Below are 23,988 nucleotides of genomic sequence, written 5' to 3'. Positions count from 1 at the left end.
CCCGCTCGTTTCCGGCTCCTGGCCGCGCTCTGGCGACCCGGCGGACACGGGCGGGGCACCGCCGGATCGGGCCAGATTTCGGCGGCGTGGCGGCTTGAAGAATCTGGTGACCTGACGGAAGTGGTCTACGATCAACCGGTGCGTCGAACTGGGGCGCCGGATCGCGAGCGGTTTGCTCGGGGATGCGCCGGTGAGCCCGTTTGGTGCCGTTGTCGTATTCGGAGGTCGCTCCGGTCGTCTGGCTTCCCTGGCGCAGGAGAGGGGCTCTCGTGTCCTTCCCGCCGCGGCTGTGGAGGCATTCGCCGGCAAACGCGTCGCTGGGGCGGAACTTGGCCGCGTAGCCCGCCGCGCCCGTATCGCTCAGGGCCTGTTCACCCTGGATTTCACTGATGAGGCAGAGTGCCGCGCCAAGTGGAAAAGAACGTGCCCCACATGCTGCCAGACACGGACATCCTATGACATTGGGGCTCTACACACCTTATGATTGCGATGGTAGTATCCGATTGTAATTTATGGGGTGAAGTTGTGGCGAAATATACCGGAAATGATGGCGATAACTCCTACGCTGGAAGTGACTCGGCTGATGTCATTCGTGGTCTCGGAGGGAAGGATGCTCTCAATGGAAATGGTGGAGCAGACTATATATATGGCGGAAATGGGCCGGATTTAATTATCGGCTACACGGGAAATGATAATTTATATGGAGAAAATGATTATGATTATATATCAGGTGGATCGGGTAAGGATAAAATTTATGGTGGAAATGGAAATGATACAATATTTGGGGATATAGATTCGGCATATGTTGGGGTTGTGAAAAGTCAGGGGTTTGATGATTTCATAGATGGTGGGGATGGAGATGATGATATTTATGGGGATGGATTTTTTGGTATAGGTGGGAATGATACTATATTAGGTGGATCCGGTCGTGACACTATATATGCAGGAATTGGTGATGACAAAGTTGATGGGGGATTGGGTGACGACAAGATAGAGGGGGAGAGCGGAAATGACGTTCTGACCGGTGGTCGCGGCGCCGACAATCTCAGAGGTGGATCTGGAAGAGATATATTCGTATATACAAGTATTCTTGACTCAAAGCGCTCCGCCTACGACTCCATATCTGATTTTCGCGCGTCGGATTTCGACAAAATCGATCTGTCAAAAATTGATGCGAACAGTGTCAATGGCAAGTCGGACGACGCTTTTGTCTTTATTGGAAAGTCGGAGTTCTCAGGGGCGGCGGGAGAGCTTCGCTTCGCCGGGGGGCTGCTTCAAGGCGATACCAACGGCGACGCCAAGGCGGATATCGTCATCGCTCTGATCGGCGTGACCTCCCTTTCCGCGTCTCGGTTGATTTTGTAGACGGAACTTGCGGTCTTCCGCCACCGGGAGGTCGTCTCGCGTGGCCTGGCGCTGATCCGCCAGGTGGCGCGGCGCGGGTTCGAGGGCGGGGAGATCGGCAGCGATGTCGCGGACCGTTTCCCCCAGCTGGTGATGGCGCCGGCTGTGCTGGCGGTGGTGTGGAACGCGCTGTTCGGCGCCATCGATCCGCTCGATACACGGGCGCTGCTCGCGGCCCATCGCGACCTTTTGCTTCGAGGCCTGGGATGGAAGGACGCCTGATGCGCCGCCCGCTTGTCATTGCCATTGGCGTCCTGCTTGCGCTGGCCGGGTGCGGGCGCGCGCCGGAGCGGACGTTCTCCGGTTACATCGAGGGTGACCTCGTGTTCATCGGGCCCACCGAGCCGGGCCGCGTCAGCGCCCTGTCGGTGCGGGAGGGCGACGCCGTCGCCAAGGGCGAGACCGTGGCGCGGGTGGAGGACGACCTGCAGCGCGCCGACCTGGACGGCGCCCGCGCACAGCTGAGCGAGGCCGAGGCACAGCTCGCCAATGCCCGTGCGCCGCTGCAGCGGCCGGAGGAGATTGCCATTCTCCAGGCCGCCGAGCAGCGGGCGGCGGCGGCGCTGGACCTGTCGCGCATCGAGCTGGCGCGCCAGAAGGACCTGGTGCCCCGCGGCGCCTCCTCCAAGGCCAATCTCGATGCCGCCCAGCATGGGTTCGACCAGAACCAGGCGGCGCTCGACGAGGCGCGCCAGCGCATCGCCGCGGCGGGCATCGCCGCGCGCGTGCAGCAGATCGAAGCCGCCGAGCAGGCGGTGGCGGCGGCGCGCGCGGCGCTTGCGGCGGCCGAGGTGCGGCTGGCGCGCCGCACCCTGACGGCGCCCGCGGCCGGCGCCATCCAGACCGTCTACTACCGGGTGGGGGAACTCGTCCCGGACGGCCGCCCCGTGGTGTCGCTGCTGCCGCCGGGGCTGGTGAAGATCCGCTTCTTCGTGCCGGAGGCACAGCTCCCCCGGGTGGCGCTCGGGGGGCGGGTGAATGTGTCGTGCGACGGCTGCCCGCCCATCGCCGGCACGGTGAGCTTCATCTCGGCCTCGGCCGAATACACCCCGCCCGTCATCTACAGCCGCGAGGAGCGCGCCAAGCTGGTCTATCTGGTGGAGGCGCGGCCCGACGATCCCGCCCGCGTCCGACCGGGCCAGCCCGTCACCGTCAGCCTCGCCGGTGCGCCATGAGCGGGGGGGCGGGCGATGAGGTGGCCATCGCCGTGGAGGGGCTCACCAAAAGCTTCGACGGCCGGCTGGTGGTGGATCACCTCACCATGCGGGTGATGCGCGGGCAGATCTACGGCTTCCTCGGCCCCAACGGCTCGGGCAAGACCACCACCATCCGCATGCTGTGCGGGCTGCTGACGCCGGATTCCGGGCACGGCACCTGCCTTGGCCTCGATATCCGCGCCGATGCGCGCAAGATCCGCGCGCGGGTCGGCTACATGACGCAGCGTTTCTCGCTCTACCAGGACCTGTCGGTGCGGGAGAACCTGGAGTTCGTGGCGCGGCTCTATGGCGTGCCGCGGCCGGAGCGGGCGGCGGCAGCGGCGCTGGAGCGGCTGGGCCTGGCGGGGCGCGGCGGGCAATTGGCGGGGGCCCTGTCCGGCGGCTGGAAGCAGCGTCTCGCGCTCGGCGCCTGCATCCTGCCGGGACCCGACCTGCTGTTGCTGGACGAGCCCACAGCCGGCGTCGACCCCAAGGCGCGGCGCGAATTCTGGGGCCAGATTCACGACTTGGCGGCGGAGGGGCTGACGGTGCTGGTCTCCACCCATTACATGGACGAGGCCGAGCGGTGCCACGAGATCGCTTATATCGCCTATGGCAAGCTGCTGGCCCAGGGCACGGTGGCGAGCGTCATCGCCGCCTCCGGCCTGTCCACCTGGACCGCGCAGGTGCGCGGCCTCGAGGGGCATGCGGCCGGACAGGTGGTGGCGGAGCTGTCGCGCGCGCTCGCCGCGGAGGCGGGGGTGGACATGGTGGCGCCCTTCGGCGCCAAGCTTCATGTCTCCGGCCGCGACGCGGCGGCGCTGGAGGCCGCCATCGCTCCCTTTCGGGAAGACCCCCGGCTGGCGTTTCACCGCGACGCGCCGACCCTGGAGGATGTCTTCATCGACCTGATGGGCCGCTCGAAGGATGAGCTGCGATGAGCGCGGCGCTGGCCTCCGCCCTCGGGGTGCTGCGGCGCATCTCGGCCATGATCGTCAAGGAGTTCATCCAGCTCCGGCGCGACCGGGTGTCGTTCGCCACCATGATCTCCATTCCGCTGCTGCAACTGGTGCTGTTCGGCTACGCCATCAACACCACGCCGCGCCACCTGCCCACGGCGGTGCTGGCGCACGAGAACACCGATGTCAGCCGCGCCATCCTGGCCGCCCTGCGCAACACCGCCTTCTTCGCCTTCGTGACGGAGCCCGGAAGCGCGGAGGAGGCCGAGCACCTCATCCGCTCCGGCGAGGTGCTGTTCTTCGTGGAGATTCCCGCCGGCTTCGAACGCGCCCTGCGGCGGGGCGAGCGGCCCCAGCTGCTGGTGGCGGCGGATGCCACCGATCCGGTAGGGTCGGCCAATGCGCTGGCGGCCCTGTCCGGGGTGGTGGGCACCGCGCTGGCCCGCGCCCGGTTCGTGGATGCGCCCGGCGGCGGCGCCTTCGAGATCGTGCAGCACCGGCGCTACAATCCCGCCGGCACCAGCCAGCTCAACATCGTGCCCGGGCTGCTCGGCACCATCCTCACCATGACCATGCTGATCTTCACCGCCCTGTCGGTAACCCGGGAGATCGAGCGCGGGACCATGGAAAGCCTGCTCTCCATGCCGATTCATCCGGTGGAGATCATGTTGGGCAAGATCGTGCCCTATGTGTTCGTGGGCATTCTCCAGGCGCTGCTCATCCTGTCCGCCGGCATGGTCCTGTTCGGCGTGCCGCTGGAGGGCTCGCCGGCCATGCTGGCGGTGGTGACGCTGCTGTTCATCACCGCCAACCTTTCCATCGGCTACACCTTTTCCACCCTGGCGCAAAACCAGCTCCAGGCGGTGCAGATGTCGTTCATGTTCTTCCTGCCGAGCATCCTCTTGTCCGGCTTCATGTTTCCCTTCTCGGGCATGCCCGTGTGGGCGCAGTGGATCGGCGAGGCGCTGCCGCTCACCCATTATCTGCGCATGGTGCGCGGCATCCTGTTGAAGGGGTCGAGCGTCACCGACCTCCAGGCCGATGCGGCGGCCCTGGTGGGCCTGATGCTGGTGGCCATGGCCATCGCCGTGGCCCGGTTCCGGCAGACGCTGGATTGACCCTCTCAGGCGGCGATGACCAGCCGGGCGCCGGGTCGCAGCCGCGCCAGCAGCCGCCTCAGCTCGGCCCGTGGCAGCGCCACGCAGCCCTCGGTGGGGCGCAGGCCGGGCCGCGCCACATGCACGAACACCGCCGAGCCGCGCCCGGCGACGCGGGGGCGGGTGTTGTGGTCCAGGACCAGCAGCAGGTCATAGAGGCCATCCTCCCGCCACAGCCGCTCGTGCGAAGCGGGGAACGGCAGCCGCACCTGGCGATTGTACAGCCGGTGGCGGGGCGCGTCGCACCAGCCGTCGGCGGGGGCGATGGGCCGGCAGGGCAGGCGGGTGGCCGGGCGCGGCCCGGCGTCGGGGCGGTAGAGCACGGCCAGGATGCGCCAGCGCCCGGCGGGGGTGCGCCCGTCGCCCTCGCGCTTGTCCGGGCTCACGCCCGAGCGCCCGAGCGCGACCGGAATGGCCCGCCCCCCGGCCACCAGCACGCCCTGTCGCGCGTGCCCCGGCCGCCGGCGGACAGCGAGGCGAGAGATGCCCACAGAATGTTCCATGGCGACAACCTAATAAGATACCGCTATAGGCCCATTTGGCCTTGGGGAAATTTGCACCGGGCCTGCGCCGTGCTGTACTTGCGCGAATCGCGTGTCCGCAAGGGCACAGGAGGATTTGATGGCTAATGCGTGGAAGATCCTGGTGGTGGAGGACGACCCGGAGCTGCGCGATGCCCTGATCGAGCAGCTGGCCCTCCAGGACGAGTTCGAGCCGGTTCCGGCCGACACCGCCGAGGCCGCCATCGCCGGTGCCCGCAACGGGGCGGCGGACCTCGTCATCATGGACGTGGGCCTGCCCGACATGGACGGGCGCGATGCGGTGCGGCAGATCCGTCGCAACGGCTTCAAGGCGCCGATCATCATGCTGACCGGGCATGACAGCGACAGCGACACCATCATGGGGCTGGACGCCGGCGCCAATGATTATGTGACCAAGCCGTTCCGCTTCTCGGTCCTGCTGGCGCGGCTGCGCGCGCAGATGCGCTCCCATGAGGCGAGCGAGGACGCGGTGTTCGCCATCGGGCCGTATTCGTTCCGGCCCGGCGCCAAGCTGCTGCTGACCGAGCGCGGCTCGAAGATCCGCCTCACCGAGAAGGAAACGGCGATCCTGCGCTATCTCTATCGGGCCGGGAAGACGCCGGTGCCGCGCGAGACGCTGCTGCAGGAGGTGTGGGGCTACAATTCCGGCGTCACCACCCACACGCTGGAAACCCATATCTACCGTCTGCGGCAGAAGATCGAGCCGGACCCGGCCAACCCGACTCTGCTGGCCACCCAGGCGGGCGGTTACAAGCTGGTGCCGTGAGGTTGGGATGCCGGCTGCCCCGCGGGGCGCCGGCGTCGTGCAGAGAGGACCGCGCCGGCATCGGCCGGTCGGGCGGGCGCGAGGCCGGCGGGCATCGCCGGGCAGGACGGGGATCGAACCGTGGGCCAAGATAAGCTGGGCCAAGATAGCGCGGGTCAAGACCGCGTGGGTCACGATGATGCGGGCCAGAGCGGCGCGGCCGACGACGGCGCGGCCCGGCACGAAGCCGGCCAGGATCCCGCCGGCCAGGATCCCGCCGGCCAGGATCCCGCCGGCCAGGATCCCGCGCGCGAACCGGGCGCGGCCCGCGACGGCGTGCCTTCGGGCGACGCCGGTTCCGATGCCGCTGGCGACGCGCCCGCGGGTTCTTCTCTCACCGGCGACGGTTTCATCGACGATTCGGCCCAGGGTGATGTGGCCGCGGTTGCCGCGCCGGAGCTCGGTGTGTCGAACGTGCTGGCGGTGCTGCGGGCCCTTCCCACTTTCGCAGGCCTCGACGAGCGGGCTCTCTCGGCCCTGGCCGAGGCGGGCCAGCGGCAGAGCCTGGCGGCGGGCGAGACCTTGTTCGAGGCCGGCGCGGCGGCGGAATGCGGCTATGTGCTCCTGTCCGGCCGCCTGGAACTGTCGGAGACGCGGCGCGACGGCGTGCGGCGCGCGGCGCTGGAGGTGGAGCCGGGCGCCCTCGTCGGCGAGATCGCGCTGATCACGGCGACGCCTCGGCCGGCCACGGCGGTGGCGCTGATTCCGGCGCAGGTGCTGCGCATCGCCCGCGCCGATTTCCTGGCTGTCCTTGAACGCGATCCCAAGGCGGCGACCAAGCTGCGCCGTGCCATCGCCCGGCGGCTGGAGCAGATGGTGAAGGCGCTCGAAGGGGTGCGCGGCGAATTGGAGAAACCCCGCCCGGTGCCGCGCCGGCGCTGAGCCGCGTCCTTGGCGCCAGCCTGCGCGGCGCTTGAGCGGGACCCATTTGGGACCGGTCGAAGACCGGGGCAGATGGCATTACGTCAGGCGGCTTTTGGCCGGGTCAGGCGAAGGTGAGGGCCACCGGCACGTGGTCGGAGGGCTTGTCCCAGCCGCGCGCGTCCTTCAGCACGGTCATGGCGGCGGCGTGGGGGGCGAGCGCCGGGTTGGCCCACACATGGTCGAGCCGGCGGCCGCGATCGTTGACGGTGTAGTCGGGCGAGCGGTAGCTCCACCAGGTGAACAGCTTGTCCTGGGGCGGCACGAACCGGCGCATGGCGTCCACCCAGCGGCCGGAGGCCTGCCAGCGGCCCATCTTCTCCACCTCGACGGGCGTGTGGCTGACCACGGACAGCAATTGCTTGTGGTTCCACACATCGGTTTCCAGCGGCGCGATGTTGAGGTCGCCCACCAGCACCGCGTGGCGGTCCTGGGCGGCGGCGTCGGCCAGGAGCTGCGGCCACGCCGTCACCTCGTCGAGGAAGTCGAGCTTGTGGGCGAACTTGGGGTTCAGCGCCGGGTCGGGCACGTCGCCGCCGGCGGGCACGTAGAAATTGTGGATGGTGAGGGGCTTGCCGAGGCCGTGCTCGGCCTCCAGCGTCACCGCCACGTGGCGGGCGTCGCCCTTGCCGCAGAACTCGCCCTTGGTGATGCTCGCGAACGGCCGCCGCGAGAAGGTGGCGACCCCGTGCCAGCCCTTCTGGCCGTGCAGCGCGATATGGGGAAAGCCCAGCTCGCGGATGGCGGCGAGGGGAAACTTGTCATCCTGGCACTTGGTTTCCTGCAGGCACAGCACATCCGGCTTCAGCGCCTCGACGGCGGCCTTCAGGATGTCCAGCCGGATGCGGACGGAATTGATGTTCCAGGTGGCGATGGTGAGGGGCAAGGCGGCAACGGGATGAAAAATGGAAGGGAGGCTTAGGGGTAGAGCAGGAGCGGCGGGGGCGCAAGGGCGGGGACGGGATCGCCGGAGGCGCCCGGTGGCTGGCCCGTGGCGAGGCGGTCCGCAGGGATCGCGGCGAAAGGCGGGGGGCATGAACGCGCGCTCGATGGCGGAGCCGCTCCGCCGATCGGGTGGCCCTATGTCGCCGGTGGCACCGGCGCATCGGCGCCGGGCCACGCCCTGCCCGGCAGCTCCGCGCGCCATTGGCTCGGCGCCATGCCCGCCCAGCGCGTGAAGGCGTGGTCGAACGCGCTGTTCGCCGAATAGGAGAGCGCCTCCGCGATCCGTCCGATCGGCAGGCGGGTCAGGGCCAGCAGTTCACGCGCGACGGCGAAGCGGACTTCGTCCTTGATGGCCTCGAAGCTGGTGCCGGAGCGGGCGAGGTGGCGGGCAAGCGTGCGCGGGCCGAGGCCCATCTCCCGCGCCACCGCGTCCCGGCCCGCCTCGCCGACCATCAGGCGCGGGCGCAGGAGGTGGCGGACCCGCGCTGCGACATCGGCGAGGTCGCCCTGCACCATCTTCTGGATTCTGCCCAGAAGCTGGGCCCGCCGGGCGGGGTCGGCTCCGGGCAGCGGCAGGGCCATGTCGCGCGCCGCGATGACGATGCCGGTCTGTTCCTGATCGAAGAGTGCCGTCGTCTTCAGGACGCCGCGGTACGCGGCAGGATGGGCGGGCGGCCCGGCGCTGGCCAGGACGCGCAGAGGGTGCGCCCGCCCGCCGGTCAGGGCGCGCACCATGTTGCATCCCATGGCGACGACGAGATCGTGAACGTGGCGGCCGGCCGCCACGTCCGCATAGAGGCCGTATCCGACGAAATAATCGTCGTCGATCTGCTGAAGATAGACTGCGGCGCCGCGCGAATATCCGATCTGCAGCCCGATATAGTCTCGGAATGCATCCCCGAGCGTGGGCGCGCAGGCCATCATCTCGCCAATGACGCCGAGGGCGCGGTGATCATTGCGGGCCCCGACCAGCAGGCCGAGGTGGGGACAGCGGGCCAGGGCGGCGGAGCGCTCCAGTACGGCGACCAGGTCCGGGTAGGCGAAGCGCGCCTCCGCGGTGAACCGCTGCAGCTCCAGCCCCGAGCCGGCGAACGCCGCCTCCGGGCTCACGCCGAGCTCGCCGAGGAGGGCCGGCAACACAGCGAGCGGCCCCACGCGCTGCGATGGAACATCGGTCAAATTCGGTTGCCCCTGTCCTCGAAAAGCAAGCGAGACGGACTTTCATAAGCTATGCCGTCACAAGTTGACAAGACGACTTTTATTTCCGCAAATGCGGGTCGTAAGCTTTTCCATCCCACAATCACGCATGATGCCGTGTAAAGGGAATGGGGAGTGTTGACCGGGGGGCGGTTCTCCTCGGTGGATGCCTTTCCCTGGTACCGGGCGCCGGTGGCTGTCGCTGGTAGTCTTCCCTTGCGCGAGGGTTATGCGGCGGCGAAGGCTTGGCGCACCGGGATGCAGCGGCGTCCGCAGCGGCGCCATGCGCCGGAGGTCCCGCCCCATCGCAGGTCCCCGCGTCTTCCATCTGTCCTTGTGTTCCCGCTTGGTCCCGGCGTTCCCGCCACTCTGCAAAGGTAGCCCGTCATGACCCTTTCACGCCGCACGCTGCTGCTTGGTGGAACCGCGCTGGCCGTTGTCGCCGGCGCCGGGCGGGCGGGGGCCTGGGACGGCCCGCTGTCCGATCTGGCCGAAGGCGCCGAGGACTTCAAGATCGCCTCCGATGCCTTTGTGTTCGGCTATCCGCTGGTGACCATGGAGATGACGCGCCGCATCATGACCAATGTGGCGGAGGCTGCCGGCAGTCGTGGCCCGATGGGCACGTTGATCAAGATGCGCGCCTACCCGGACGCCACGTTCCGCGATGTGACGGCGCCGAACGCCGACACCCTCTACACCACGGCCTTCCTGGACGTGGGCGCCGAACCCTGGGTGGTGAGCGTTCCCGACATGAAAGGCCGCTATTTCCTGCTGCCGTTCCTCGACGGATGGACCGAGGTGTTCCAGGTGCCGGGCGCGCGCACCACCGGCACCGGCGCCCAGACCTATCTCGTCACCGGTCCGGGCTGGTCCGGCCCGGTGCCGGACGGCATGGTGCAATTGAAGTCGCCGACCAGCATCGTGTGGATGCTCGGGCGCATCTACTGCACCGGCACGCCGGAGGACTACGCCGAGGTTCACGCGCTGCAGGACCAGTTCAAGCTGTTCCCGCTCAGCTCTCTCGGCAAGCCCTACACGCCGCCGGCGGGCAAGGTCGATCCGGCGATCGACATGAAGACTCCGGTGCGCGAGCAGGTGAACGCGCTCTCGGCGACGGAATATTTCAAGCTGCTGGCGGACCTGATGAAGCGTAACCCGCCGCGGGCGGAGGACGCGCCGGCGCTGGAGCGCTTCAAGGCGATCAACCTCGTTCCCGGCCAGGACTTCGACCCGAAGGTCATTCATCCGCGTTGGGAGGCGCGGCTGCCGCAGCTGTCCTTCGATCGCATCATGCTGCACTTCAAGGTCAGCGACGGCGACGTGGAAAACGTCAACGGTTGGGGCTACACCACCAAGACCGGCAATTACGGCACCGACTATCTACAGCGGGCGCTGATCACCGCCATCGGCCTCGGCGCCAATCGCCCGCAGGACGCCGTCTATCCGACCTCCCTCAAGGACAATGACGGCCGCGCCTACACCGGCGCCCAGGCCTATCAGATGCGCTTCGCGCCCGGCCGGCTTCCTCCGGTGAAGGGCTTCTGGTCGCTGACGATGTATGACGAGAATTATTTCTTCGTCCCCAATCCGATCAATCGCTATTCCATCAGCGTGCGCACGAATCCGACCTTCGAGCCGGACGGCTCGCTGGTGATCCATATCCAGAACGAGAGCCCGGGGGCCGGAAAGGAAGCCAACTGGCTGCCGGCGCCGAAGGGCAAGTTCTATCTCATGCTGCGCCTGTACTGGCCCAATGAGAACGCGCCCTCCATCCTCGACGGGTCCTGGGTGATCCCCGCCGTGGCGCGGGCGAACTGAGCCGGCGCCGGGCGCGCGCAGCATGCCCCATGCGGCGGCGCGGGGGCATCGGGGTCTCCTCGGAAGGGGGATTCTCGCGCTGCTCCCGGCCGTCGCGGGTGGCCGGTGCCGGTGGCACGCGTGGGCCTTCAATCGACAATTGATGATCGGGTTCCGCATGGGCGGTGAACGCAACGGGCGCCCCTGGCTGGGCACGACAAGGGCCATGGGCCATATCGCGACCGCCGGGCGGGTGGGCGCGGGCAGGGTGTCCGTCGTGGCGCTGCTTGCCATCCTGGCGACCGCCGGTGACGGGCGGGCCGCCGATCTGGCGCCAGCGCCGGTCGTCCAGGCTCAAGCGGCTCCGCTGTGGCATTTCCAGGCCACGGCCTATGGCTGGCTGACGGCGGTGACCGGAGATGTCGGCGTGCGCAACCTGCCGCCGTCTCCCGTGGACGCCTCGATCCTCGACGTGCTCGACCATCTCGATGGCGCGCTGATGGGCACGTTTCTCGCCAGCGATGGCAGATGGCTGTTCCTGGCGGATCTGGTGCTGGCGAAGCTGACGGACGACCAGCAGGTCGGGTCACGGGGGCTTGGGTCCCTCGGTTCTGAGCTCTCGCAGACCATCGCCACCGGGACGATCGGCTATTGGCTCCCGCTCGGCATCCCGGCCCTCGATCTCGCGGTGACCGGCGGGCTGCGTTATGTCCACCTGTCGGCGGGCGTGTCCCTGGGGCTGGCCGGTCAGCCGCTGGCGCTGTCGGGCCGCCAGGGCGCGTCGTGGTATGACCCTACTGTTGGGCTTGCCGCCCATTGGGCGATCAGCGATCTCTGGTTCCTGAATGCGACCGCCGACATCGGCGGCTTCGGTGTCGGCTCGAAGCTTTCGAGCAACGGCTATGTCGGTGTCGGCTATATGTGGACGCCGTCGGTTTCCACCGCGCTCGGCTACCGCTACCTCTACGAGGACTATGAGAGGAACAGCTCCAGCGGCTCCTTTCGCTACAACGCGACGATGCACGGCCCGACCGTCAGCCTGGCCTGGCATTTCTGAGCGGCGGGCATTCGAAGGCGGGTCAGCGCCGATGACAGTCCGGCGGCGGGCGTGGCGGCCCTGCGCTCCAAGCCTGTCCTGGAAAGTCTGTCCTGGAAAGCCTGTCCTGGAAAGTCTGGCCCGGTCGCATCTGCGGCGATGGGGCCGCAAGGGTGTCATGATGATCCGGCTTCGGGCGGGCCCTTACCGCCGGTGCGCGTCCGTTCGCCCGGCGAGGGGCACCCCTGCGGCGGCCGTTGATCTTGCGTATCATACAGCGTCCCCGGTCTGCGACCGCTGCCAAGGGGGGCCGTGCCAAGGGGGCTGCTCAAGAGGGCCGCTCAAGCGCCGCGCGGGGCTTGAGCGAAGGCCCGCGAGTCAAGCCCACGGGCCTTTGGCATCAGGCGGGCCGTGCGCCCGGCGAGATTTCACGATGCGCCGCCCCTCGTCGGTGCTCCCTCACTGCAGCATCCGCTCGAAATTGATCACGAACAGGCTCGGGTCCGGCCGCTTGTTCACCTGCACGTTGTTGAGCGTCACCTGGGTGTCGTAGCCCTGGGGATCGGTGACGATCCATTGTTTCAGGGCCGAGGTCTTGGCATCGAACAGGATCAGCAGGCGATAGGTGCCCAGCATGGGCACCTGGTGCTGCATGGTCACCGTGATGAAGCGCTCGTCCTGGAAAATGCCGGTCACGTTCGGGTCGTTGGCGAGGTCCACCCGTTCCGCCAGCAGGAAGCGCAGGGGCGTCTGGTTCAGGGGCGTGATGTCCTGGGTGTTCAGGCTGCGGTCGCGCACCGCCACCGACTGGCCGTTGGAGATCAGCTCCACCGGGCTCGGCGGCGCGTATTGAAAGCGCACCCGCCCTGGCTTCTGCATGTAGAATTCGCCGGTGCGGCGCATGCCGTCCGGGTCGGTCTGGGTGAACGAGCCGGTCATCGCCTGCACGGAATTATAGTAATTGGTGATGCGGTCCACCGTGGCCGGGCTCGCCCGGCCGTCGGGCAGGGCCGGGGTGGGCGCAGGGGCGCGGGCCTCGGCGGTCGCGGCCGGCTTGAAGGGCGCGCCCGGCCGGTGCGGCGGCAATGGCGCCGAGGCCGGAGGCTGCGCGGCGCCGGACCCGGAGGATGTCTTGCCGCCCGACCCGCCGCCGGAGCCCTGGCTCCCGTCCAGCGGCCCGCCCCACAGGGAGCCCGGCGGCAGCGCACCCTGCGCTGCGGCGGCGGACGCGGCCAGCATCAGGACCAGGGAGAGGCTCGCGGCCATCGCACGCGGGGCAAAAGAACGGCACGGCATCATTCAAGGTCTCTGAAACGAGGACGGGGCCGGGACCGACCCCCGTGCGGACAAGCCTTCCGACGCCCGCGCGACCCGCGGGGCCGCCGGCGCGAACACCAGGAAACTAGCCCCTAGCGAGCGCCTATGGCGATCCTGTGGCCCGCCGGTCACGGATGCAAGAGGGCACAGGGGCGGGAGCGGCGCGGCGGGTCATTCCGCCGCCTCCTCGGGCAGCAGGATTTCCCGCTTGCCGGCATGGTTGGGCGCGCCCACCAGGCCTTCCTTCTCCATCCGCTCCACCAGCGAGGCGGCGCGGTTGTAGCCGATCTGCAGGCGGCGCTGGATGTAGGAGGTGGAGCACTTGCGGTCGCGCATCACCAGCGCCACCGCCTGGGCGTAGAGGTCCTGTCCCTCCTCGCCGAGGCTGCCCTTGTCGAATACGGCGCCGTCCTCGTCCTCCTCGGGCTCGATGGTGATGGAGTCCACATAAGCCGGCACGCCCTGGGCCTTGAGGTGCTTGACCACCTCCTCCACCTCTTGGTCGGAGACGAACGGCCCGTGCACGCGGCGGGTGCGGCCCCCGGCCTCCATGTAGAGCATGTCGCCCTGGCCGAGCAGCTGCTCGGCGCCCTGCTCGCCGAGGATGGTGCGGCTGTCGATCTTGGAGGTCACCTGGAACGAGATGCGGGTGGGGAAATTGGCCTTGATGGTGCCGGTGATGACGTCCACCGAAGGGCGCTGGGTGGCCATCACCAGGTGGATGCCGGCGGCGCGGGCCATCTGGGCGAGGCGCTGGATGGCGCCCTCGATGTCCTTGCCGGCCACCATCATCAGGTCGGCCATCTCGTCCACCACCACGACGATATAGGGCAGGGCGTCGAGGTTCATTTCCTCGCGCTCGTAGATGGCCTCGCCGGTCTCGTGGTCGAAGCCGGTCTGCACCGTGCGCGACAGGTTCTCCCCCTTCTCGGCCGCCTCGCGCACCCGGGCATTGAAGCCGTCGATGTTGCGCACGCCGAGCTTGGACATCTTCTTGTAGCGGTCCTCCATCTCCCGCACCGCCCATTTCAGTGCCACCACCGCCTTCTTCGGATCGGTGACCACCGGGCACAGGAGGTGGGGGATGCCGTCGTAGACGGAGAGCTCCAGCATCTTCGGGTCGATCATGATGAGCCGGCACTGGTCCGGCTTCAGCCGGTAGAGCAGGGACAGGATCATGGTGTTAATGGCCACCGACTTGCCCGATCCGGTGGTGCCGGCAACCAGCAGGTGCGGCATGCGGGCGAGGTCGACGATCACCGGGTCGCCGCCGATGGTCTTGCCGAGGGTGATGGCGAGCTTGTGCCCCGAATCGCCGAAATCCTTGGTGGCGATGAGGTCGCGCAGCAGCACCTTGTCGCGCTTGGCGTTGGGCAGCTCGATGCCGATGGCGTTGCGCCCCGGCACCACCGCCACCCGGGCCGACACCGCGCTCATGGAGCGGGCGATGTCGTCGGCGAGGCCAATGACGCGCGACGACTTGATGCCCGGCGCCGGCTCCAGTTCGTAGAGCGTCACCAGCGGGCCGGGGCGCATGTCCACGATCTCGCCGCGCACGCCGAAATCCTTCAAGGTGGCCTCCAGCAGGGCGGCGGTCTCCTTCAGCGCATCGGGGGTCAGAACCGCCGGGCGTCCGGCTGGCGGCGGCGCCAGCAGGTCGAGCGGCGGGAACTGGTAATGGCCCTTGCGGCCGGCCGGCTTGCGGGTGCCGCGGCGGCGATGGCCGGCGGCGGTGCCGGCGATCAGCTCGGCTTCTTCCTCCAGCTCGGCCTCCTCGCCCCGGCTTCGGGCGGCCGGCGCTTCCGCACCCATGCGTGGTTCCACCCGGCCGGAGGCGTCGGCGTCCGGGTCGGCGGCGCGGGCGGGGCCGGCGGCCTTCAGCACCGGCAGCTGGTGGGTGCCGAACACCCGCGCCTTGAGCGACAGCACGGTATGGGTGAGGGCGCCAATGGACACGGAGGTGCCGTCGTCCTCTTCCTCGTCGTCCTCATCTTCGCCGACCGTATCGTCATCGACGCCGGCCACAGGCTTCAGCGGCGTGCGGCGGCCGCCGGCGAAGGCCAGGAACAGGGCTGCCGCGCCCACCACGCCGCCGATGGCGCCCACCACGATCTGGTCGAGGGGCGCCGCCGCGCCGATGCCGATCAGCCCGGCCAGCCGGAGGAACAGATCGCCGATGACACCGCCGAGCCCGGTGGTGGTGGGCCAGGTGCCCACCCGCGGCAGGGCGCCGAGGAAGGCGCAGGCCCCCACCGCGCCCACCGCCCAGGCGGTGATGCGCAGCCGCGCCCGGCCGAACGGCCGGTGGGTCATGAGCCGCCAGCCCCAGTAGACCAGCGGCAGCACCACGGCGAGGCAGGCCAGGCCGAATGCCTGCATCAGCAGGTCGGCGATGATGGCCCCGGGCCGGCCGAGCCCGTTGTGAACCGCCGAATCGGTTGCATTGGAAAAGCTGGGATCGGACGCCGACCAGGTCGCCAGCGCGGCGATGGCCACGGCGCCTGCTGCGACCAGCCCGGCGCCGATGATCTCCCGGCTGCGCCGCCGCACGCCCTGGCGCACGGCATCGGGGATGAAGTCGAAGCGCGGCGCCTGCGGCTGCATGCGGGAGTGCATCACCGCGTCGGCGGCGCGGCGGGCCGTGGTGGAGGTCGCGGGCATGGGGCGCAGCTCTCCTTCAGTCCTAGGCGGGGGCGAGGCCGGCGACGAGGCGCTTCAGCACCTCCTCGGAGGTCGGGATGTCGTGCACCAGGGCGACGCGCAACCACTCCTGGGCCGGATTGGCGCCGGCGAGGTCGCGGCGGGCCAGGTAGCCGCCGGGCACGGTGCGAAGGCCCTGCTCCTGCCACAGCTTGAGGGCGGCCGCCTCGCCGCCGGCACGGCCTTCGCCCGCCAGATGCGAGACGTCGAGCCACAGGAAGAACCCGCCGCCGGGCCGGCTGTAGCCGAACCGGTCGCCGATGAGGGCGTCGGCGAGATCGAACTTGGCGCGGTAAAGGTCGCGGGACGCGGCCACATGGGCTTCGTCCTCCAGCGCCGCCACCGCCACCGCCTGCAGCGGCTCGGGCACCTGTGGCGCGGCGACCCAGCGGAAGGCGAGGAACTCCTTGAGGAAGGCCGGGTCGCCGGCGCAGAAGCCGCACCGCAGCCCGGGCAGGGACGAGCGCTTGGACAGGGAGTTGAAGGCGACCGCGCCGGTGAAGTCGTTGCCTGCCACCTCCAGGATGCCGGCGGGCTTGGCGGCGTCCAGGTAGATTTCCGAATAGCACTCGTCGGAGAACAGGAAGGCGCCGTGCCGCCGCGCCAGCTCCAGAGCGCGGCCGAGATAGTCCGCCGAGGCCACGGCGCCTTGCGGGTTGGCGGGCGAAGCGAGGTAGATGGCCACCGTGCGGTCGAGCAGGGCCGGGTCGAGGGCATCGAGGTCGGGCAGCCAACCGCTGTCGCGGTGGGTGGGCAGCACCACGGCCTCGCAGCCTGCGGCCTCGGCGCCGGCGGCATAGGCGGCATAGAACGGGTTGGGCAGCAGCATCGCCGGCCGCTCGGCGGAGCCGAGCTTGCGCGGCGCCACCAGCCGGCGGGCGACGATGGCGGCGGAGAACAGGCCCTCGCGGGAGCCGTTGAGGGCCAGCACCTCGCGGTCGGCGTCGAGCGGGCGGGCGAGGGCGTAGCGGCGCTCCAGCCAGCGGGCGGCGGCGGCGCGGAAGGTGGGCGTGCCCTCGGCGCGCGGATAACGGGCAAAGCCGGCGAGGTTGCTGGCGAGCACCGGGCCGACGAACTCGGGCATGGCGTGCTGCGGCTCGCCCACGGCGGCGCTCAGCGGCTCCCGGCCGGGCGCGATGCCGGCCAGCAGCTCGGCGAGGCGGATGAAGGGCGAACGGCGGTCCTCGGTGGAGGCCGGCTCGGTAACGGGGGCGGGCAAGATGGATCAGCCTCGGCGCACGAACGATGGTGATTGCCGCCACTGTGCCCCGCGCACGGTTAAGGTGCGGCTAACTCAGGGGCCGCGCCCCCTGGCACCGGGTTTCCGGCGCGGGCGACGGGCCGTGCCGCTGTCTGGGGCGGCACTCCCCGCACCGGCGCGTGGGCGGGCACGGGGCGCATGCGCCGCGATGGCTCCTCCGCTTCATCATTCTCCTGCAAATCCAGCCGGCAGGGGGCGATCCGCAGCGGATCGCCTTCCGCCTGTCGTCCGGCATTCCTTTCCGCAAGGGTCCTGGCGCGAGACCGGCATCAGACTCGGCATCAGACTCGGCATTGGACTCGGCATGGGCCGCGACATGGGCGGTGGCGCGCCGATGGGGGCGGATCCCGCGCCGCTCCCGGGTGGGGCGGCGGGCGTCGGTCCATGCGCCGCCGGCCTCGGCGCCGCCGTCCGCGAGCGGCGCGGCCTGTGTCTGCGGCATCGGGGCCGTGGCGGCAGCACGGCTGGTCCCGCGGACCGGTCGCGGGGTCGCAGCCGACGGGTGCGTCCAGGGTTCCGCGCCGGCTTGCTCAGGCGAGGCGCCCGCGCCGGCCTCGGGGAGGTCGGCGGGTGCCGCGGCCGGGTGTCAGAGCGTGGCCAGCACGGCGCGGGCGCGGCGGGCGTCCTCGGCGATCTGTGCCACCAGCGCGTCGATGCCGTCGAACTTCAGTTCCGGCCGCAGATAGGCGTGGAATTCCACCGCGATGTCCTGGTCGTAGAGATCGCCGGTGAAATCGAAGATGTGGACCTCGAGCAGCGGCGCGCCGTTGTCGAAGGTCGGGCGGCGGCCGAAATTGGCGACCCCGTCGTGGCGCTGGCCGTTGGCGGTGATCACCCGCACCGCATAGATGCCGAACGCCAGCTCGACACCGCCCGGCAGCGCCAGGTTGGCGGTGGGAAAGCCGATGGTGCGGCCGCGCTTGTCGCCGTGGCGCACACGCGCGGTCACAGCGAAGGGCCGTCCCAGCATGTGGGCGGCATGGCCCACCTGGCCATCGGCCAGCGCCTTACGGATGGCGGTGGAGGAAATGGGGTCGTCCTCGTCACGCATGGCGTCCACCACCGTCACTGCGAAGCCGTGGCGCCGCCCGGCGCCTTCCAGGAAGGCGGGCGAGCCGGCGCGGGCGCGGCCGAAATGGAAATCAAAGCCCACCGCGATGCCGCTGACCTTGTAGCGCGCCACCAGAATGTCGCGCACGAAGGCTTCCGGGTCCATGGTGGCCAGCGCCCGGTCGAACGGCAGCACGATGGCGCCGGCCAGACCGCTCGCGGCGATCTGCTGGAGCTTGCTGTCCTGCGGCGTCAGGCGGAAAGGCGCTGTGTCGGGGCTGAAGAAGGTGCGCGGGTGCGGCTCGAAGGTCAGCGCCAGCGCCGCCACGTTCCGCGCCTCGGCCATGGCGCGGGCGGTGTCGAACACGGCGCGATGGCCGCGGTGGACCCCGTCGAAATTGCCGATGGCGAGCACCGGCCGGGCGAGGCGATCGGGAAGCGGCTCGGCTCCGTGCAGGACGATGAAGTCGGGGGTGGGGGAAACGGGCATCGGCGGCGTGCGGACCATGTCTTTGCGGCGTCTTTGCAGCATCTGGTGGCGCCGCGGCTGCGGTGGCGCCGAAGGGGCACGGGGCGCCGCCGGGGCCAGGCGCCGCTTCACCCCCATGGCTCTAGGCGCAGGCGAGCCGACCCGTCAAGGGAGGCATGCGCCACGCCTGTCCGCGCGCGGAACGCGGCCATCCCGGTTCCGCGTCCCCTGGCCCGCTCCCGCGCGCCGGGGCGGGGGCGGAAGGGCCGGTTCGCGCGGGGCTGTCGGCGGCCCCGTTCCGCGTCTTTTCCCGCAGGGCGGCAGCGGGGGCGCGCCGCTTGCCGCAGGGGTGCGGCATCCTGGCGCGCGGTGCGTCTGCGCGCCGGCTACCACGCGAGGCGTGGCATGACCCCGCGCGGATGGGCATGACCGTTGAACAGCTCGGCGAGCGAGGCGGCGTCGGGCACGGCGCCGTCGATGGACTTCAGCTCCGCCGCGTGGATGCCGCCGGCGATGAACAGGCTGTCGAAGCCGGCGTCGTTGGCGCCGACGATGTCGGTGCGCAGGGCGTCGCCGATGCCGATGACGCGCGCGGCGTCCACCGGTCCGCCCCGCAGTTGCTCGGCCTGGGCCAGGGCCGTGGCATAGACGGGACCATAGGGCTTGCCGCAATAGACGGTGTCGCCGCCGAGGGCCTCATAGGCCTTGGCGATGGCACCGGCGCAATAGATGAGCCGCTGTCCGCGCTCCACCACCAGGTCGGGATTGGCGCAGATGAAGGGCAGGTCGCGGGCCTTCATCTGCGCCAGCATGTCGGCGTAATCGTCCGGGGTTTCGACATTGTCGTCGAACAGGCCGGTGCAGACCACGAGGTCTGCGTCGGCGAGCGGCCCCAGCACCACGTCGAGGCCGTCATAGGTGCCCAGGTCGCGCTCGGGGCCGAGGTGGAACACGCGCGCGCCGCTCCGCCCGGCCAGGAGGGCGCGGGTGACGTCGCCGGAGGTGACGATGGCGTCATAGCTGGTGCGCGGCACGCCCAGGCCGTCGAGCATGGCCATGATGGCGGTGTGCGGGCGCGGTGCGTTGGAAACGAGGATGACGCTGGCGCCGCCGGCCCGGGCCCGGCCGAGGGCCGCGCAGGCCGCCGGGAAGGCGCTGATGCCGTTGTGGATGACACCCCAGACGTCGCACAGGATGAGATCGTAATCGCCAGCGAAGGTCGAGAGCCCGGCAATGAGGGGGGGCGCGCCGTGGTGGGGTGCCGCCGGGGTGTCTTCAGCCATCCGATCATCTCCTGCAGGGGCCATGCGCACGCGTGGCCCCATTGTGCGCGGCGCGCACGTGCCGCGACGTGTGTGCGGCGCACACGTGCCACGGCCGGCCTTCGATCACAAGAGCGGACGGCGCCGGGCGCGGGTCGCGGGGCAGCCCCGCCACCGGCCTTGCTCCGCCCCCAAGGGCGCCGGAAAAGGAGATGCGTGTGGGCAAATGCGGCTTGCCTCTTGCTGCCGGCCATGGGGCTTGGCTATGGTGTCAACCGACGCGGGCGTAGTTCAGTGGTAGAACGACAGCTTCCCAAGCTGTATGTCGTGGGTTCGATTCCCATCGCCCGCTCCAGTTTCGCGAGCTGTGACAAGGGCTTGTCGCTCTACCGCTAAACTAGACGTTCCCCGCGTTCCCCATCACGTTCCCCATGGGTGTTTACCGCTTGTTCCGGTGAGCCTGCCGAAGTTCGGCAACCTTCCTGCTTTTCCCGATGGTGCCTCGCACGTAGCGCACCGTCGTAGAACTCTGTGAATGACCGGCCGCCGAACGAATTGCGTCCAAATCAGCGCCCGCGTCGTCGGCCTCGGAGATGCCGCCTGCTCGGGCGTCCATGTTCCAGACCCTATCCGGCACCCCAGCCGCTCGGGCGATGATTCGCCACTCGCGAGCGTAGGCATGTTCAGCGTAGGGCCGGCTGGCCGTTTCGTCCACGATCATAGGCCCGACCTTACGGTCAGCCGGAACCTTGGACAGGAGGTCAAGCACCAGTGGGCAGAGCTTGAGGTCGTGAGCCATCACGGCGCCCGTCTTGGTGGTCTCCTTGACGACCACAAGGTCATCCGAGATGTCCGCCCAGGTGAGCCCGCGGGTCCAACGCCGGCCCCGGAGCACGATTCCGCCGGCCTCCGGGGTGGCCGGCTCCCACTCTCCGATGACGTCCCGCTGCCGAAGTGTGGTCTCGAACTGGAGGGCCGTTCCCAGCGCCTGTTTGATCCCGGGCTTTGATGGTGCAGTCTTTTCGCAGGACTGGAAGGATGCACTATGGGCCAAGTTCTGCATGGATGCGCCACGACGACAGAGGCGGTCCGTCGAGCGATACAGCATAGTCAAGAGAGCCTGAGGGCTCTGGCCCGGCGCTACGGGATCAACCAGAAGACCGTCGCGAAATGGAAGCAGCGGACCTCCTGCGCGGATCTTCCCACCGGCCCGAAGGACGCCAAGTCGACGGTCCTGTCCGTTGAGGAAGAGGCGATCATCGTCGCCTTCCGCAGGCATACCCTGTTGCCGCTCGACGACTGCCTCTATGCCCTGCAGGCGACGATCCCCCACCTGACCCGCTCGTGGCTTCACCGTTGCCTTCAGCGCCACTGCATCTCCCGCCTTCCCCATGTCGAAGGCGACAAGCCGGCGAAAAAGACGTTCAAGGCCTGTCCGATCGGCTTCTTCCACATTGACATCGCCGAGGTGCAGACGGCGGAAGGTCAATTGCATCTGTATGTCGGCATCGACCGCACCTTGAAGTTCGCCTTTGCCCAACTGGTCGACAAGGCGACCACGGCAACGGCAACGGCACGCGCTTCCTTGATGCGCTGGTGGCCGTCATTCCCTACAGGATCGAGATCGTTCTGACCGACACCGGCATCCAGTTCGCCGACCTGCCGAAGAACCGTTCCGGTCCGACCGCCATGTGGCGCGGGGAAGCCGTGGGCGAGCATCCATTGGACTTCGCCGATCCACACCGACACCCGCGCCAGTTCCGCCGCATAGGGGTTGATCTCGATGCCGTGCACCACTTCCGGCCCGATGCGCGGGAAGCCGCGTTCCAGGCCCAGCGCCTCCGCCTCCACCTGGGCGCGGTGCTCCAGGTCCTTCAGCGCCCTGAGCGCCAGATACAGGAAACTGCCCGAGCCGCAGGCCGGGTCCAGCACCCGGAAATCCCCCAGACGCTTCAGGAACCGGGCCAGCACCGCCTGGGCTTCATTGATGGCCTTGGTGGCCTGCCCCTTGGCATCGGAGCCGGCCTTGCCGCGCTTTGCCTTCGCCGCCTCGTCCTGGGCGGCGGCCTTTTCCATGAGCGTGGCGATCTCGGCCCGCGCCTCATTCCATTCCGCCGTCAGCGGATCGATGAGCATCGGCCGGATGATCATCATGATCTTCTCGCGGTCGGTGTAATGGGCGCCGAGCTGGCTGCGCTTGTCCGGGTCCAGCCCGCGCTCGAACAAAGTGCCGAGAATGGAGGGGTCGATATCGCCCCAATAAAGAGTGGCCGCCCCATGGACGAGGCGGATCTCTTCCTTGGTGAGCGAGAACACCCGGTCATTGTCGAACAGGCCGCCATTGAACCAGGCCACCTTCTCGAACCCGATGCGCCCGCCCTTGCTCATGGCGCGGAAGAGATCGCCGGCAAAGTCGGTGAAGGCGGAGGGGTCTTCCAGCGCCCGCTCCAGCATGCGGGTGAACATGCCATCCTTCAGCAGCTTCACGTCTTCCGCGAACATGCAGAAAACGAGGCGGTTGATGAAGTGCGCCACCTCTTCCGGCTCGCCATAGCGGGTGCGGAGCGAGCGGGCCAGCTCGGCGAAATTGCCGGCCACCTCCTCGGTGAGCTGCTGGCGCGTCTTGGTGGGGCGCAGAGCTTCCGGGTCGGCGAAGGCGGCCTTCAGCCATTGCCGCTTTTGCGCATCCTCCAGCTCCGAGATGGGGATCTCGTAGACCTTGGAGACGGAATTGGTCCAATTGGTGTGGATGCGGATGGTGGTGCCCACATCGCACACGATCAGCAGCGGCGGATTATCGAGCGCCACCGCATAGCGCTGGAGCTGGGCGAAGGCGTTGTCGAGATTGGCGTGGGTGCCCTTGTATTCCCAGCCGAAATGGCCGCGCTTGAACACATCGGCGAAGCCCTTGCCGCCGGTGGTCTTGGTGGCGCCGACCTCGAAGGCATAGTCGCGGCCTTCAGAATCCACCTCCGCCGGGGTCTTCTCGCCGAGCAAGCGGCACAGATCGATGAAATGCTCCTGCGCCGCGGCCCGCTCCTTGAGCTTCGAATTCTGCCATTTCGCGATAAATTCGTGCGGCGTCATGGCTTTGTTCGTCCCCCGGCGTGTCGTCCTCTTCTACCGCAATCGCTGCGGGATGCCAGCGTGGGTTGCTGGCCTCATTCCACCTCGAAAGCCGGCAGCTTCGTTAGCTCGCGCAGCAGGGCTGCGGCCGATGCCTCTCCGTGGCGCTGCCCGGTGTCCCGCCGCGTGTGGCCGACGATGAAATAACGGGCTTCCTCCGCCACCTGGTGCTCGCGGCACAGCGTCATGAACAGGTGCCGCCAGCCATGGTTCGGCCGCGACACGGTGGAGGCCTTGGCCCTGGCAACGCGCGGTGGCGTGACGGGCGCTGGCTCCGCTGTGATGGCTCCAATGGGCTCCAAGGCGGGAAAACGTCGCAGTACGTCGTCCGGCCCATAGTCGCCACGGGCGCGTCGCTCCAGAGTTGTGGCGGCATTTTGGATGGCCTGCCACATGCCCATGGACAGCTGGTCCCGGCTTTCCAGATCGACCTCGGGGATTGCGTGTTCAGCGAGCACTTGATCGACGAATTCGGCCATGGCGTTGCGCAGGAAAAACGTGTCGGGATCGATCATCAAGGCTCGTGGCGGATGCTTCAGCTCCAGCACGACCTCGGGGGAAAACGACCTCTGGAAACGCTCCCACATCTCTACCGGCCCGGGGTCGTCCTCCAAGTTTCCGACAAACCCGCGATACCACGCTCCGGCCAGCGCAATGACCTGCCTTTGCTTCAGGCTGACCGGGCCGCAGCGCAGGGATGCGAAGAGCCGCTGAAGGTGATCCTCGGCGAGCCCTGAACGGGCGGTGGCCACCTTGGGGGTCACGGGTGTGGAGCGAGAACTTCACCTCCGCCGCGCCCAGCGTGGCGGTCACGGTGCATTCCGGCTCGGCGCCATGGGCGGGG

Annotated in this window: 18 protein-coding genes, 1 tRNA gene and 2 pseudogenes; 11 read left to right on the top strand and 10 right to left on the bottom strand. The window is 68.9% G+C overall.

The window, feature by feature from the left end; all coding sequences use genetic code 11:
- The first annotated feature begins 489 nt into the window (after positions 1-489).
- The 5 genes from V5F53_RS14045 (at position 490) to V5F53_RS14025 (ending at position 4,677) form a co-directional block, all read left to right on the top strand.
- The gene (locus tag V5F53_RS14045) at positions 490-1,365 is read left to right on the top strand and encodes a calcium-binding protein (RefSeq protein WP_393995237.1); all 876 of its coding nucleotides are present in this window, start codon (positions 490-492) and stop codon (positions 1,363-1,365) included.
- A gap of 63 nt (positions 1,366-1,428) precedes the next feature.
- Positions 1,429-1,626 carry a hypothetical protein gene (locus V5F53_RS14040; protein WP_393995238.1) on the top strand — a complete coding sequence of 66 codons (198 nt, stop codon included), beginning with the start codon at positions 1,429-1,431 and terminating at the stop codon, positions 1,624-1,626.
- Positions 1,626-2,579 (top strand): HlyD family secretion protein, encoded by a 954-nt coding sequence (locus V5F53_RS14035; RefSeq protein WP_393995239.1) that lies wholly within the window; start codon positions 1,626-1,628, stop codon positions 2,577-2,579. Before V5F53_RS14040 ends, V5F53_RS14035 begins: the two co-directional genes overlap by 1 nt.
- Positions 2,576-3,541 (top strand): ABC transporter ATP-binding protein, encoded by a 966-nt coding sequence (locus V5F53_RS14030; RefSeq protein ID WP_393995240.1) that lies wholly within the window; start codon positions 2,576-2,578, stop codon positions 3,539-3,541. The genes V5F53_RS14035 and V5F53_RS14030 overlap by 4 nt, the downstream gene beginning before the upstream one ends.
- Positions 3,538-4,677 (top strand): ABC transporter permease, encoded by a 1,140-nt coding sequence (locus V5F53_RS14025; protein ID WP_393995241.1) that lies wholly within the window; start codon positions 3,538-3,540, stop codon positions 4,675-4,677. The genes V5F53_RS14030 and V5F53_RS14025 overlap by 4 nt, the downstream gene beginning before the upstream one ends.
- A gap of 5 nt (positions 4,678-4,682) precedes the next feature.
- Here the strand turns inward: V5F53_RS14025 and V5F53_RS14020 are convergent, their stop codons facing one another.
- Positions 4,683-5,219 carry a L,D-transpeptidase family protein gene (locus V5F53_RS14020; RefSeq protein ID WP_393995242.1) on the bottom strand — a complete coding sequence of 179 codons (537 nt, stop codon included), beginning with the start codon at positions 5,217-5,219 and terminating at the stop codon, positions 4,683-4,685.
- A gap of 118 nt (positions 5,220-5,337) precedes the next feature.
- On the opposite strand from V5F53_RS14020, the gene V5F53_RS14015 reads away from it, so the two are divergent.
- Entirely contained in the window at positions 5,338-6,024 is a 687-nt protein-coding gene (locus tag V5F53_RS14015; protein ID WP_393995243.1) for a response regulator transcription factor, read from the top strand.
- Between the two features lie 165 nt (positions 6,025-6,189).
- Positions 6,190-6,945, top strand: a complete 756-nt coding sequence (locus V5F53_RS14010; protein WP_393995244.1) for a Crp/Fnr family transcriptional regulator — start codon at positions 6,190-6,192, stop codon at positions 6,943-6,945.
- A 103-nt stretch (positions 6,946-7,048) separates the two neighbouring features.
- On the opposite strand, the gene V5F53_RS14005 is transcribed toward V5F53_RS14010, so the two are convergent.
- Both V5F53_RS14005 and V5F53_RS14000 read right to left on the bottom strand, forming a co-directional pair.
- Complete coding sequence (locus V5F53_RS14005) at positions 7,049-7,870, bottom strand: exodeoxyribonuclease III (RefSeq protein ID WP_393995245.1); 822 nt, start codon at positions 7,868-7,870, stop codon at positions 7,049-7,051.
- Between the two features lie 194 nt (positions 7,871-8,064).
- Positions 8,065-9,108: an AraC family transcriptional regulator gene (locus tag V5F53_RS14000; RefSeq protein ID WP_393995246.1), complete on the bottom strand. Its 1,044-nt coding sequence runs from the start codon at positions 9,106-9,108 to the stop codon at positions 8,065-8,067.
- A 405-nt stretch (positions 9,109-9,513) separates the two neighbouring features.
- Between V5F53_RS14000 and V5F53_RS13995 the strand changes: the two genes are divergently transcribed.
- Entirely contained in the window at positions 9,514-10,944 is a 1,431-nt protein-coding gene (locus tag V5F53_RS13995) for a DUF1254 domain-containing protein (protein ID WP_393995247.1), read from the top strand.
- A gap of 142 nt (positions 10,945-11,086) precedes the next feature.
- On the top strand, positions 11,087-11,980 hold the full coding sequence (locus V5F53_RS13990; RefSeq protein ID WP_393995248.1) for an LPS-assembly protein LptD: 894 nt from the start codon (positions 11,087-11,089) through the stop codon (positions 11,978-11,980).
- A 438-nt stretch (positions 11,981-12,418) separates the two neighbouring features.
- Here V5F53_RS13990 and V5F53_RS13985 read toward each other — a convergent pair whose 3' ends face one another.
- The 5 genes from V5F53_RS13985 to V5F53_RS13965 form a co-directional block, all read right to left on the bottom strand.
- Complete coding sequence (locus V5F53_RS13985; RefSeq protein ID WP_393995249.1) at positions 12,419-13,225, bottom strand: LolA family protein; 807 nt, start codon at positions 13,223-13,225, stop codon at positions 12,419-12,421.
- 222 nt (positions 13,226-13,447) lie between these two features.
- On the bottom strand, positions 13,448-15,892 hold the full coding sequence (locus V5F53_RS13980) for a DNA translocase FtsK (RefSeq protein ID WP_393995419.1): 2,445 nt from the start codon (positions 15,890-15,892) through the stop codon (positions 13,448-13,450).
- 67 nt (positions 15,893-15,959) lie between these two features.
- Positions 15,960-17,195 (bottom strand): aminotransferase class I/II-fold pyridoxal phosphate-dependent enzyme, encoded by a 1,236-nt coding sequence (locus tag V5F53_RS13975; RefSeq protein WP_393995250.1) that lies wholly within the window; start codon positions 17,193-17,195, stop codon positions 15,960-15,962.
- Between the two features lie 628 nt (positions 17,196-17,823).
- Positions 17,824-18,777: a bifunctional riboflavin kinase/FAD synthetase gene (locus tag V5F53_RS13970; protein ID WP_393995251.1), complete on the bottom strand. Its 954-nt coding sequence runs from the start codon at positions 18,775-18,777 to the stop codon at positions 17,824-17,826.
- A gap of 365 nt (positions 18,778-19,142) precedes the next feature.
- On the bottom strand, positions 19,143-20,039 hold the full coding sequence (locus tag V5F53_RS13965) for a TIGR01459 family HAD-type hydrolase (RefSeq protein ID WP_393995252.1): 897 nt from the start codon (positions 20,037-20,039) through the stop codon (positions 19,143-19,145).
- 259 nt (positions 20,040-20,298) lie between these two features.
- Between V5F53_RS13965 and V5F53_RS13960 the strand changes: the two genes are divergently transcribed.
- Positions 20,299-20,373: transfer RNA gene (locus V5F53_RS13960), tRNA-Gly, on the top strand.
- 690 nt (positions 20,374-21,063) lie between these two features.
- Positions 21,064-21,677, top strand: a pseudogene (locus tag V5F53_RS13955) (transposase family protein); the annotation flags it as partial.
- Positions 21,678-21,797: 120 nt separating this feature from the next.
- Here the strand turns inward: V5F53_RS13955 and V5F53_RS13950 are convergent.
- Together V5F53_RS13950 and V5F53_RS13945 are read right to left on the bottom strand one after the other, a co-directional pair.
- Positions 21,798-22,520, bottom strand: a pseudogene (locus tag V5F53_RS13950) (DNA methyltransferase); the annotation flags it as partial.
- 659 nt (positions 22,521-23,179) lie between these two features.
- On the bottom strand, positions 23,180-23,908 hold the full coding sequence (locus V5F53_RS13945) for a hypothetical protein (protein WP_393995253.1): 729 nt from the start codon (positions 23,906-23,908) through the stop codon (positions 23,180-23,182).
- Positions 23,909-23,988: the final 80 nt, after the last annotated feature.

This window comes from Xanthobacter cornucopiae (assembly GCF_043195065.2).
Lineage (GTDB): Bacteria > Pseudomonadota > Alphaproteobacteria > Rhizobiales > Xanthobacteraceae > Xanthobacter.
The sequence above is the reverse complement of the archived record's forward strand: the minus strand, read 5'-3'. Positions and strand labels throughout refer to the sequence as shown.

Coding starts and splice junctions, on each gene's coding strand:
- V5F53_RS14045 (WP_393995237.1), top strand. CDS start 490: ATGGTAGTATCCGATTGTAATTTATGGGGTGAAGTTGTGGCGAAATAT.
- V5F53_RS14035 (WP_393995239.1), top strand. CDS start 1,626: ATGCGCCGCCCGCTTGTCATTGCCATTGGCGTCCTGCTTGCGCTGGCC.
- V5F53_RS14030 (WP_393995240.1), top strand. CDS start 2,576: ATGAGCGGGGGGGCGGGCGATGAGGTGGCCATCGCCGTGGAGGGGCTC.
- V5F53_RS14025 (WP_393995241.1), top strand. CDS start 3,538: ATGAGCGCGGCGCTGGCCTCCGCCCTCGGGGTGCTGCGGCGCATCTCG.
- V5F53_RS14020 (WP_393995242.1), bottom strand. CDS start 5,219: ATGGAACATTCTGTGGGCATCTCTCGCCTCGCTGTCCGCCGGCGGCCG.
- V5F53_RS14015 (WP_393995243.1), top strand. CDS start 5,338: ATGGCTAATGCGTGGAAGATCCTGGTGGTGGAGGACGACCCGGAGCTG.
- V5F53_RS13995 (WP_393995247.1), top strand. CDS start 9,514: ATGACCCTTTCACGCCGCACGCTGCTGCTTGGTGGAACCGCGCTGGCC.
- V5F53_RS13990 (WP_393995248.1), top strand. CDS start 11,087: ATGATCGGGTTCCGCATGGGCGGTGAACGCAACGGGCGCCCCTGGCTG.
- V5F53_RS13985 (WP_393995249.1), bottom strand. CDS start 13,225: ATGGCCGCGAGCCTCTCCCTGGTCCTGATGCTGGCCGCGTCCGCCGCC.
- V5F53_RS13980 (WP_393995419.1), bottom strand. CDS start 15,892: ATGCACTCCCGCATGCAGCCGCAGGCGCCGCGCTTCGACTTCATCCCC.
- V5F53_RS13970 (WP_393995251.1), bottom strand. CDS start 18,777: ATGCCCGTTTCCCCCACCCCCGACTTCATCGTCCTGCACGGAGCCGAG.
- V5F53_RS13965 (WP_393995252.1), bottom strand. CDS start 20,039: ATGGCTGAAGACACCCCGGCGGCACCCCACCACGGCGCGCCCCCCCTC.